This is a genomic window from Mycobacterium sp. NAZ190054 (genome assembly GCF_001545925.1).
Classification (GTDB): domain Bacteria; phylum Actinomycetota; class Actinomycetes; order Mycobacteriales; family Mycobacteriaceae; genus Mycobacterium.
In genome coordinates this window covers 1-10,852 of record NZ_LMVQ01000108.1, presented here as the reverse complement: position 1 = coordinate 10,852, position 10,852 = coordinate 1, and the positions used below count along the sequence as shown (strand labels likewise).

At 69.0% G+C, this 10,852-nt stretch carries 12 protein-coding genes and 1 tRNA gene; 9 read left to right on the top strand and 4 right to left on the bottom strand.

Annotated elements, in window-relative coordinates; all coding sequences use genetic code 11:
- Both ASJ79_RS09490 and ASJ79_RS09485 read right to left on the bottom strand, forming a co-directional pair.
- Nucleotides 1-1,587: NAD(P)/FAD-dependent oxidoreductase (locus tag ASJ79_RS09490; protein WP_067954499.1), on the bottom strand; the 1,587-nt coding region annotated here is incomplete at its 3' end.
- Nucleotides 1,577-2,065: an SRPBCC family protein gene (locus ASJ79_RS09485; RefSeq protein WP_067954495.1), complete on the bottom strand. Its 489-nt coding sequence runs from the start codon at nt 2,063-2,065 to the stop codon at nt 1,577-1,579. The genes ASJ79_RS09490 and ASJ79_RS09485, both read right to left, overlap by 11 nt.
- Before the next feature lie 257 nt (nt 2,066-2,322).
- Between ASJ79_RS09485 and ASJ79_RS09480 the strand changes: the two genes are divergently transcribed.
- The 7 genes from ASJ79_RS09480 (at nt 2,323) to ASJ79_RS09450 (ending at nt 8,478) form a co-directional block, all read left to right on the top strand.
- Nucleotides 2,323-3,264 (top strand): Ku protein, encoded by a 942-nt coding sequence (locus ASJ79_RS09480; RefSeq protein WP_067954493.1) that lies wholly within the window; start codon nt 2,323-2,325, stop codon nt 3,262-3,264.
- 428 nt (nt 3,265-3,692) lie between these two features.
- Complete coding sequence (locus ASJ79_RS09475) at nt 3,693-4,484, top strand: SDR family oxidoreductase (protein WP_067954497.1); 792 nt, start codon at nt 3,693-3,695, stop codon at nt 4,482-4,484.
- 10 nt (nt 4,485-4,494) lie between these two features.
- Nucleotides 4,495-5,571 (top strand): diacylglycerol kinase, encoded by a 1,077-nt coding sequence (locus ASJ79_RS09470; protein ID WP_067954492.1) that lies wholly within the window; start codon nt 4,495-4,497, stop codon nt 5,569-5,571.
- 23 nt (nt 5,572-5,594) lie between these two features.
- Nucleotides 5,595-5,843: a hypothetical protein gene (locus ASJ79_RS09465; protein WP_067954490.1), complete on the top strand. Its 249-nt coding sequence runs from the start codon at nt 5,595-5,597 to the stop codon at nt 5,841-5,843.
- A 4-nt stretch (nt 5,844-5,847) separates the two neighbouring features.
- Complete coding sequence (locus ASJ79_RS09460) at nt 5,848-6,087, top strand: hypothetical protein (protein ID WP_067954488.1); 240 nt, start codon at nt 5,848-5,850, stop codon at nt 6,085-6,087.
- Nucleotides 6,088-6,180: 93 nt separating this feature from the next.
- Complete coding sequence (locus ASJ79_RS09455) at nt 6,181-7,407, top strand: Nramp family divalent metal transporter (protein ID WP_067954486.1); 1,227 nt, start codon at nt 6,181-6,183, stop codon at nt 7,405-7,407.
- Complete coding sequence (locus tag ASJ79_RS09450) at nt 7,408-8,478, top strand: poly-gamma-glutamate hydrolase family protein (RefSeq protein ID WP_067954484.1); 1,071 nt, start codon at nt 7,408-7,410, stop codon at nt 8,476-8,478.
- Between the two features lie 17 nt (nt 8,479-8,495).
- On the opposite strand, the gene ASJ79_RS09445 is transcribed toward ASJ79_RS09450, so the two are convergent.
- Nucleotides 8,496-9,596: a glutamate--cysteine ligase gene (locus ASJ79_RS09445; protein ID WP_067954482.1), complete on the bottom strand. Its 1,101-nt coding sequence runs from the start codon at nt 9,594-9,596 to the stop codon at nt 8,496-8,498.
- A 130-nt stretch (nt 9,597-9,726) separates the two neighbouring features.
- Between ASJ79_RS09445 and ASJ79_RS09440 the strand changes: the two genes are divergently transcribed.
- Complete coding sequence (locus ASJ79_RS09440) at nt 9,727-10,551, top strand: LLM class F420-dependent oxidoreductase (RefSeq protein WP_067954480.1); 825 nt, start codon at nt 9,727-9,729, stop codon at nt 10,549-10,551.
- 75 nt (nt 10,552-10,626) lie between these two features.
- Nucleotides 10,627-10,702, top strand: a tRNA-Arg gene (locus tag ASJ79_RS09435).
- Between the two features lie 50 nt (nt 10,703-10,752).
- Here the strand turns inward: ASJ79_RS09435 and ASJ79_RS33800 are convergent.
- On the bottom strand, nt 10,753-10,852 hold a 100-nt coding region (locus tag ASJ79_RS33800; RefSeq protein ID WP_231750797.1), incomplete at its 5' end, for a hypothetical protein.

Sequence of the window (10,852 nt, the reverse complement as noted above, 5' to 3'; positions counted from 1 at the left end):
CTGGTGGTGGCGGGAGCCGGCAAGGCCGACGCGGTGGCGGCGGCGGTCGGCGGCGCGCAACCGGTCGACATCCCGGCCGCAGGTGCCGTGGACGCCACCACCGGGCGAAGCGGAGGCGCTGCCGAGGAAGACGTTGTCCAGGGGTGTCTGAGCGCGGCCCTGGCCCGGCATCGGCCGGAAGATCAGCTGCTGGAACAGCTGCGCAGTGCCGCCGTTGACGGCACCGGCGTGCAGATTCGCGTCGCTGCGCTCCAGGTCTGACGGACGCTGCACCACCTTCCCGACGACGTGGTCCCGGAAGCCCGGGGCGTGCCGCTCCACCACTGCGTCGACGGCCTCGGCGACTTTGTCGGCCGACACGTCGTCGGCCATTTCGCGCGGCAGATGCGTGTAGGCCCAGGCGCTTTCGGTTCCGGCCGGTGAACGGCTGGGGTCCGCCGTCGTCATCTGCCCGAACAGCAGGAACGGCGACTCGGGCAGGGTTCCGGTGTTCAGATCGGCCATCCACCGGATCAGCCCGGCGTGGTCGGCGCCGAGATGCACGGTCCCGGCTTCGGCCAGGCCGGCGGAGCGCCACGGAATCGGCGCGTCGAGGGCGTAGTTGATCTTGAGCACCGGGGTGTCCCACACGAACCGGTCCAGCCCGTCGTTCAGACGCGGTGGCAACGCGTCGGAGGGCAGCAGGTGGCGGTACAACGCCGGCGCCGAGGTGTTCGCGATCACGGCGCGGCGGCAGCGTACAACGCGCCCGTCGGCGCACCGGACCGCTGTGGCCCGACGGCCACGCAGCTCGATCGAGTCGACCCGGCGGCCGCACTCGACACGTGCGCCGGCGGCCTCGGCACGCCGCACCAGTGCGCCTGTCAACTGTCCCGCGCCGCCGACCGGGACAGGGAAGCCGCCGTCCTGGGCGAGCATCATCATCAGGTAACCCATGACTCCGCTGCCGGGGGCGTCGACGGGGACGTCGGCGTGCATCGCGTTGCCGAGCACCAGCAAACGCGCCGCCTCACCGGAGAACAGGTTGCGGGCCAGCTCTCCGGCGGGCAGCAGCAGCAGATGGGCCATCCGCAACGCCTCGGCGGTGCCGATGCTGCGGAGCATCCCGACCGGTCCCCGCACCGGCGGGAACGGTGCGAACAGCGTGGCCAGCAATGCCTTGTCGATGCGTTTGTACAGTTCGAACGCCTCGATCCAGCGCCGGCCGTCACCGACCTGCCGACGGTCGAGTTCGGCTGCGGTGCGGTCGATGTCGCGATAGATCACCGGCGCGTCGGCGTCGTCGGCGGAGCCGGCATGCCCCACCACCGCCGGGGCGTGCGACCAGCGCAGCCCGTGGTCCTCCAGGGACAGCGACTGCAGCACGGGGGAGGCCGCCGACAGCGGATAGAACGCGCTGTACAGGTCGCTGACATAACCGGGAACCAGCTCGGCGCTGCGCACAGCGCCGCCGGGTTCCTGCTGTGCCTCGAGGACGACGACATCCCAGCCGGCGTCGGCGAGCAACGCGGCGGCGACCAGACCGTGGTGACCCGCGCCGATCACCACAGCGTCAGCGGTGTCGGTCGCCGAGGGGCTAGTCGTCATCCGAGGCGCGGCGTTCGGCCATCACGGCCAACCGCCACGTCGTCTCGCGGTTGCGCGGGAAGGCGATGGCCAGCGCCACGCGTTCGGGCAACCAGCTCATCGGCGGCGACACCGGCACCTCGGCCATCTCGATGAGGCATCCACCGCCCTCGAGGTCGTGCAGCCGAAGCGTGATCCGCGCCTTGCCGAAAGGGCGGCCGTTGGCGATCAGGACAAGTTCGTGCTCGGGGGTGCAGGACTCGACGACGGTGCTGTCGTTGATCACGGCGGGCCACACACCGATCGAGTGGTGGATCGTGCTGCCCGGCTGCGGCCACTTCGGATCCACCGCGCGCATGCGGCTGTTCCCGACCACCCATTGGGAGTAGGTCCAGCCATCGGCGACGACGTTCCACACCTGCACCCGAGACGCCGACGTCTCGCGACGGACTACCGGTGAACTGGTGATCTCGGAGGGCTCGGCGGCATGAGTCGACACTCTCCGTGACTACCCGGCCGAGCGGCGGACAAACACCGGCCGGGCAGATCGGCGGAGCCGATATTGCGTCTGATCGACGCGTGCGGACATTGTGGTTGTGACACACTGCCTCGACGACTGCACGAAGGGAACGGATCGGTGAAGGACGCCGTGCGGGCGGCGACGCTGACGGCGGCGCTGACGGTGGCGCGCGCCGGGGCGGACCTGCCCGACCGTGTCAGCCGCGATCGCGCCGCCGCATCGGACATACTGGGCTGATGCGGTCCATCTGGAAGGGCTCCATCGCGTTCGGGCTGGTCAATGTCCCGGTCAAGGTGTACAGCGCCACCGAGGACCACGACATCAAGTTCCATCAGGTGCACGAGAAGGACAACGGCCGCATCCGCTACAAGCGGGTCTGCGAGGTGTGCGGCGAGGTCGTCGAGTACCGCGACATCGCCAAGGCCTACGAATCCGACGACGGGCAGACGGTCATCATCACCGACGACGACATCGCCACGCTGCCCGAGGAACGCAGCCGCGAGATCGAGGTGCTGGAGTTCGTGCCGGCGAGCGACCTGGATCCGCTGATGTACGACCGCTCGTACTTCCTGGAGCCCGAAGGGAAGTCCTCGAAGTCGTATGTGCTGCTCGCCAAGACGTTGATGGATACCGACCGGGTCGCCATCGTGAACTTCGCGCTGCGCAACAAGACCCGGTTGGCCGCGCTGCGGGTCAAGGATTTCAGCAAGCGCGACGTGATGATGATCCACACGCTGCTGTGGCCCGACGAGATCCGCGACCCCGATTTCCCGGTGCTCGACAAGAAGGTCGACGTCAAACCCGCCGAGCTGAAGATGGCCAGCCAGGTCGTCGACTCGATGACCGACGACTTCAACCCGGACCGCTACCACGACGACTACCAGGAACAGCTGCACGAGCTGATCCAGGCGAAACTCGAAGGCGGCGAAGCGTTCACCACCGAAGAGCAGCCGCAGGAGCTCGACGAGACCGAGGACGTGTCCGATCTGTTGGCCAAGCTGGAGGCCAGTGTGAAGGCCCGCAAACAGCAGGGCTCGTCGAGCCGGTCCTCGGGCTCGTCCGACGATGACGGCGACGAACCCGCGAAGAAGGCGCCGGCCAAGAAGGCCGCGAAGAAGACGGCGGCGAAGAAGGCCCCGGCCAAGAAGGCCGCGAAGAAGGCCCCGGCGAAGAAGTAGACCGGCGGGACCAGTCCGCGAACGTACGCATTGTGACGACATTCGGCTCCATGCCGTCACAAACCGTACGTTCGCGGCCCAGGGGTTGGCGTCGCCTTGTTGGTCAAACATCACAGGCACGACGAGTCCCAGATATCCGACTTTCGCAGCGATCCGGTCGCAGTTCTTCGGCAATACCCGGACTCCTGTGACAACTGATGCCACAGCGCGGGCAGACGCCGCTCAGGGGCGGGTTCCGGGTATCGCGGCGCGCAAGTTGCGTAACCCTACGGCGGGTTTCTGCCCGAAAAACGCCCTCGGGTCACGCAAATCAGTTCACCCCGCACGTGACCACGCACCGCCTGCCAAGTAGAACGTGTTCCAGAAACCGGTCACCCCGACCGGAACTCCTTGCTAGCGTGGCGCCCGGTGACGATTGGGAGGCGCATGTGATTCTGGACCGGTTCCGACTCGACGATCAGGTGGCGGTGGTGACCGGCGCGGGCCGCGGCCTGGGTGCGGCGATGGCGCTGGCGTTCGCCGAAGCGGGCGCTGACGTGCTGATTGCCGCGCGTACCCGACCTCAGCTCGAGGAGGTGGCCGGGCAGATCGAGGCGACCGGGCGGCGGGCTCACGTCGTCGCCGCCGACCTCGCCCACTCCGAGGACACCGCGGCGTTGGCGGCGCAGGCCGTCGACGCGTTCGGCCGACTAGACATCGTCGTCAACAACGTCGGCGGCACCATGCCGAACGCGCTGCTGAACACCTCGGCCAAGGACATGCGCGACGCCTTCGCGTTCAACGTGGCGACCGCACACGCGCTGACCACCGCGGCGGTTCCGTTGATGCTGGAGCATTCCGGCGGCGGCAGCATCATCAACATCACCTCGACGATGGGCCGACTGGCCGGCCGGGGTTTCGCCGCCTACGGCACCGCCAAAGCGGCCCTGGCGCACTACACCCGATTGTCGGCGCTCGACCTGGCGCCGCGGATCCGGGTGAACGCGATCGCCCCCGGCTCGATCCTGACCTCGGCGCTGGAGATCGTGGCCGACAACGACGAGCTGCGCGGGCCGATGGAGAAGGCCACACCGCTGCGGCGGCTCGGCGACCCGCTCGACATCGCCGCGGCGGCGGTCTATCTCGCCTCGCCGGCCGGCAGCTATCTGACCGGGAAGACGCTCGAAGTCGACGGCGGACTGACCTTCCCGAACCTCGACATGCCCATCCCGGATCTGTGAGGAGCCATCCATGGCCATCAAAGTCGTCGCGATCGGCACCGGAAACGTCGGCAAGCACGCGCTCGCGCAGCTGATCACCGACCCGCGCTTCGAGCTCGCCGCGGTGTGGGTGTCCTCCGAGTCCAAGGCCGGCAAGGACGCCGCAGAGCTTGCGGGACTGCAGCTTTCGACCGGCGTCCTGGCGACCACCGACCTCGACGCGGTGCTGGCGACCCAGCCGGAGTGCGCGGTCTACACCGCGCTGGCCGACAACCGGTTGCCCGAGGCACTCGAGGACTACCGGCGGATCCTGGCCGCGGGCGTCAACGTCGTCGGCAGCAGCGCCGTCTTCCTCCAGCATCCGTGGCAGGTGCTGCCCGACGAACTGATCTCCCCCATCGAGGACGCCGCCCAGAAGGGATCTTCGACCATCTTCGTCAACGGCATCGATCCGGGCTTCGCCAACGACCTGCTGCCGATGGCACTCGCCGGAACCTGCCAGAACATCCAGCAGATCCGCTGCATGGAGATCATCAACTACGACACCTACGACAGCGCCCAGGTCATGTTCGACGTGATGGGTTTCGGCGGCAGCCTGGACGAGACGCCGATGTTGCTGCAGCCGGGGGTGCTGAGCCTGGCCTGGGGTTCGGTGGTGCGCCAGTTGGCCGCCGGGCTCGGAATCGAACTGGACGCGGTGACCGAGACGCATGAAAGGGTGCCCGCGCCAGAGGCTTTCGACATCGCCGCCGGCCGGATCGAGAAGGGCACCACCGCAGCGCTCCGCTTCGAGGTGCGCGGGATGAAAGACGGCGACGTCGCTGTCGTCCTCGAGCATGTGACCCGGTTACGCGACGACCTGTGTCCGGAGTGGCCGCAGCCCGCGCAGCACGGGGGGTCCTACCGGATCGAGATCACCGGGGAACCGTCCTACACGCTCGACCTGTGCCTGAGCAGTCCCAACGGCGACCACAACCACGCCGGCCTCGTCGCCACCGCCGCCCGGGTGGTCAACGCGATACCGGCGGTGATCGACGCTGCGCCCGGAATCCTGACTGCGCGACAGTTACCACCCATAACTGGCAAAGGTCTGTACGCTAAGCGATGACCCTGCCTGGAAGGATCCTGAAAATGAAGGCTCGCCTGAGCACCCTCGCCGCCCTCCTCGTCGCCGGCGGTGCTTCCGTGGCCATCGCCGCAGCCCCTGCGGCGTCCGCCCAGCCGAACTGCGCCACCACCTCTGCGGGCGCCGGCGGCAGGACCGAAGTGTGCGAGTCACCGGGCAACGCCCAGATCAGCTCGACCCCCGGGATGTACGCACAGCCGTGGTACGGCGGCGGCATGTTCCCGTGGGAAGGCTACGGCCCGTTCATCTTCTGACGCCGTGAGCATCGTGTCGCGGTATGCCCCCGCACTTGTCGTGGGCCTCGGCGTCGCCGCCGTACTGACCGCGCCCACCGCCACAGCCGCTCCCGACTGCGCCGACATCGGCAAGACGGTGACGTTCTGCGAAACCAACGGAAGCACTCAGATCACCACGACACCACCGCCGTGGAACTACGGCGGCTGGTCGGGCATCGGGGTCTGGCCGTTGGTCGGCGCGTACGGTCTCGGCCCCTGGTGAACCGGCCGGGTCGGTCACCCGACCCTGGCCCCGCACTGAGGTTTCGGCTAACCTAACTTTTCTATTCGAAGTACCGGATGGAAGAGGGGCGTCGTGACGCGGCAGGCCGAAGCGCGGACGCGGTCGCGCTGGATCCTGCTCGGCCCCGCGTTCGTCGCCGCCATCGCCTACGTCGACCCGGGCAACGTGGCGGCGAACGTCAGCGCGGGCGCACAGTTCGGGTTCCTGCTGCTGTGGGTCATCGTCGTCGCCAACCTGATGGCCTGTCTGGTGCAGTACCTGTCGGCCAAGCTCGGGCTGGTGACCGGCGCCTCACTCCCCGAGGCCGTCGGCGTGCGGATGGGACGGCCGACCCGGCTGGCCTACTGGGTTCAGGCCGAATTGGTCGCCATGGCAACAGATCTCGCCGAGGTGGTGGGCGGCGCGATCGCGCTGTACCTGCTGTTCGATCTGCCGCTGCTGGTCGGCGGCGTGATCACCGGGGCGGTCTCGCTGGTCTTGCTGGTGGTCAAAGACCACCGCGGACAACAGATGTTCGAGCGGGTCATCACCGGCCTGCTGCTGGTCATCGCGATCGGTTTCCTGACAAGTCTTTTCGCATCGCCTCCGCCGGTCGCCGACGCCGCCGCGGGCCTGATTCCCCGGTTCGACGGCGCCGAGAGCATTCTCCTCGCGGCGGCGATGCTCGGCGCGACGGTCATGCCGCACGCCGTCTATCTCCATTCGGGGCTGGCCCGCGACCGGCACGGTCATCCCGAACCGGGTCCGGAACGGCGGGCGCTGCTGCGCATCACCCGGTGGGACGTCGGCCTCGCGATGCTCGTGGCGGGCGCGGTGAACCTGTCCATGCTGCTCGTCGCCGCGACCAACCTGCAGGGCGTGGAGAACACCGACTCGATCGAGGGCGCCCACGCCGCCGTGCAGAACGCGCTCGGTCCCACCGTCGCCCTGCTGTTCGCGATCGGCCTGCTGGCGTCCGGGCTGGCGTCCTCCTCGGTCGGCGCCTACGCCGGCGCGATGATCATGCAGGGCCTCATCCGCCGATCGGTGCCGATGATCAGCCGTCGGCTGATCACCTTGCTGCCCGCGCTCGCGATCCTGGCCGTGGGTGTCGACCCCAGCCGAGCGCTGGTGCTCTCGCAGGTCGTGCTGTCGTTCGGCATCCCGTTCGCGCTGATCCCGCTGATCCGGCTCACCGCCGACGCGCGGCTGATGGGCGTTGACGTCAACCACCGGATGACCACGACGTTTGGCTGGATCGTCGCCGGCCTCATTACGCTGCTGAACGTGGCGCTGATCTATCTCACGCTGACCGGCTGAATGAGTGGCCGGCACTTCTACTTCGCGTACGGATCCAATCTGTGCGTGCAGCAGATGGCGCACCGATGCCCCGACGCCACCGACCCGCGCCGAGCCACGCTGGCCGACCACGACTGGCTGATCAACGAGCGCGGCGTCGCGACGGTGGAACCGCTCACCGGTGGCGAGGTGCACGGTGTGGTCTGGCAGCTCTCCGACCGCGACCTGGCCACCCTGGACAGCGCCGAGGGGGTTCCGGTGCGTTACCGGCGCGACGCGCTGACGGTGATGACCGAGCACGGGCCGTCGACCGCGTGGGTGTACATCGACCACCGGGTCGAAGCCGGTCCGCCGCGTCCCGGTTACCTCGAACGCATCCTCGCCGGTGCCCGCCATCACGGCCTGCCCGGCAGCTGGATCCAGTTCCTCGAGAAATGGGACCCCACCCATTGGCCGCAACGCCGTCATAGCACCGACTCCGTTGGCCCACAGAACCTTTCCGAACTACTCGGTGACCCGGCCGTCATCGAGGACGCGGTGCTGCGCTCCCGGTTCGGGTTTCTGGCCATCCACGGCGGCGGTCTGGAGCAGATGACCGACGTCATCGCCGAACGCGCCGCCGACGCCGCGGACGCGTCGCTGTATGTGGTGCGCCATCCCGACCATTACCCGCACCACCTGCCGTCGGCCGGCTACGACCCCGCGCAGTCGGGTCGGCTGGCGGAGTTCCTCGACCATGTCGAGGTGGCGGTGTCGCTGCACGGCTACGGCCGGCTGGGCCGCAGCACCCAGATTCTGGCCGGCGGCCGCAACCGGGGCCTGGCTGAGCATGTCGCCCACCACATCGACATCTCCGGCTACCACGTCGTCACCGACCTGGACGCGATCCCGAAGGAACTGCGCGGGCTGCACCCGGACAACCCGGTCAACCGCGTCCGCGGCGGCGGCACTCAACTCGAACTCTCGCCGCGGGTGCGCGGCACCAGTCCCCGCAGCGGTATCCCCGGCGACGACGGGCTGTCCCCCGCGACCTCCGCACTGGTCCAGGGCCTGGTCCGCGCGGCCCGCTCGTGGCGCCTACCGTCCCGGTAGGCAGGCGGCGCTCCCGCTCACGGAGCGTCCTCGAGCGTCGCCACGGCGGCTTCGGCCAGCACGTCGCCGACGTCATGGGCTCTGCGCCAGGCACGCCGCTGCCGTACCGCCCCGTTGCCGACGTCGACGACCCGGTCCAGCCCGGCGGTGACCAGCGGGAGATCGCCGGTGGCCTCGAGGGCGGGCCGGATCTCTTCGACCAGGCCGGCCAGCAGTGCGGGCATCGGCGCGGCCGTGTGATTCTCCAGGTCGACACCGTCGCCGTCGAGGCCTTCCCGGGCCGCCTTCCAATACGCCGCCTTGAGCGCATACGGCGCCAGCGGCAACACGGGCTCGCCGCGCCGCTCGTCGTCGAGGGCCGTCATCGCGCAGCCGCGGACCAGCGCGGCGAACAACACGGTCTCGGCCACCGTCGCGGGCACGTCGGCGACCCGCACCTCGACGGTCGGAAAGTGGGCCGACGGCCGCACATCCCAATAGACCATTCCGTCGTCGCGGATCACGCCGGTGTGGGCGAGCATCTGCACGGCGGCGTCGTACTCGTCGGCGGAGTCGAAGTGCGGCGGTGGCCCGGCGCTGGGCCAGCGGGCCCACAGCACGCTGCGCCAGCTCGCGTGCCCGGTGTCGGCGTTGCGGTAGATCGCGGAGTTCGCGGTGAGCGCGAGCAGCAGCGGCAGCCAGGGCCGCAACCGGTTGCTGACGGCGACCGCGGCGTCCCGGTCGGGCACCGCGACGTGTACGTGGCAGCCACAGATGCCCTGTTCGTGGGCGATCATGCCGTACCGGTCGCCGATGTCGCGGTACCGCGGCGTGTCGGTGACCGGGAAGTCGTGCGGCAGGGTCGGCGGCAACCCGACGGCGAGCAGGCGCGCGCCGGCCCGCTCGGCCGCTGCGGCCGAGGTGCGCCGTAACCGCAGCAACTGCTCGCACAGTTCCCCGGCGTCGGCGACGACGCCGGTGGTGGTCTCCACCTGGCAGCTGGTCAGCTCGAGCTGCAACTCGACGTCCGTCGCCGCGGCGCGTGCGGCGACCTGCCGGTTGAGGGCCGCGGGCGCACCGGACGCCGGGTCGACGAGGAGGAACTCCTCCTCGACACCCAGTGTCGGAACTTCTGTCATGTCTGCGCCCTAACGAAAATTTGATCCGGCCCGTCGGATAATTCGACGACGGGCCGGATCGGGGTGATGAAAGCCGATCGCGTATATGCCCGTGCCGATTCGAATTCAAACCTCGCTCTACGATCACGATGTGGCCAAGAACTTCCGGTTCGGTGTCGGCGTGACGCGCACCGGTTCACGCACGCAAGTCGCCGAGAGCGCCCGACGGGCCGAGGGCCTGGGCTACGACGTGCTGCATGTCCCCGACCATCTGGGCGGCCCGGCGCCGTTCCCGGTGCTGACGGCGGTCGCGACGGCGACCTCGACGCTGCGGGTCGGCACGTTCGTCATCAACGCGGCGTTCTACCGTCCCGCGCTGCTGGCCCGCGACGTCGCGGCGCTGCGCGACGTCAGCGACGGACGCTTCGAGCTCGGGCTGGGCACCGGCTATGTCAAAGAGGAGTTCGACGCCGCCGGCATCCCGTTCCCGAGCGCCCGCGAGCGCGTCGACCATCTGAAGCTGACCACGGAGTACATGGCCACACACCTGCCCGACGTCCCGGTCATGATCGCCGGCAACGGCGACCGGGTGCTGCGGATCGCGGCGCGCTCGGCACACATCGTGGGTCTCACCGGGGGTGACCGGGCGGCGTCCGCGGACGCCGATCCACTGGCCGAGCGGATCGCGTTCGTGCGGGAGGCGGCCGGCGCCCGGTTCGACGGTCTGGAGCTCAACCTCGCGATCACGGCGATGCCGGTCGACGGATCGGGCCGGCCCGATCTGACCATTCCGCGGATCTCGCTGCCGGGGCTCTCCGACGAGGAGCTGCTGCGCCACCCTGGGGTGCTGTCCGGCTCCACCGAGGAGATCGCCGAGCGGATTCGTGGCTACCGCGACGTCTACGGCATCAGCTACCTCATCGTGCAGATGCGTCATGCCGAGGCGTTCGCCAAGGTGATCGAGGTCCTCAGGTAGCCGTCGCAGGATCAGCGCTCGAGGATCGGCCATTGTCGGCCCGAGGCATGAGGCGGGTAAGCTGCCTCCGGCAACGCCCTCGTAGCTCAGGGGATAGAGCACGGCTCTCCTAAAGCCGGTGTCGCAGGTTCGAATCCTGCCGGGGGCACCATTGTGGTGTCTCGGGGACTGTCCGATTAACGGTGTAAGCGGCGTCTTCTGTTAGGCAGTTTCGCTTCCCGGCATGCGGTCGGCGAAGGTGATCGCGAAGGCATTCAGTGCTGGTTTCCAGCGCATCGTCCACCGCTTCTGGCCAGTCCCG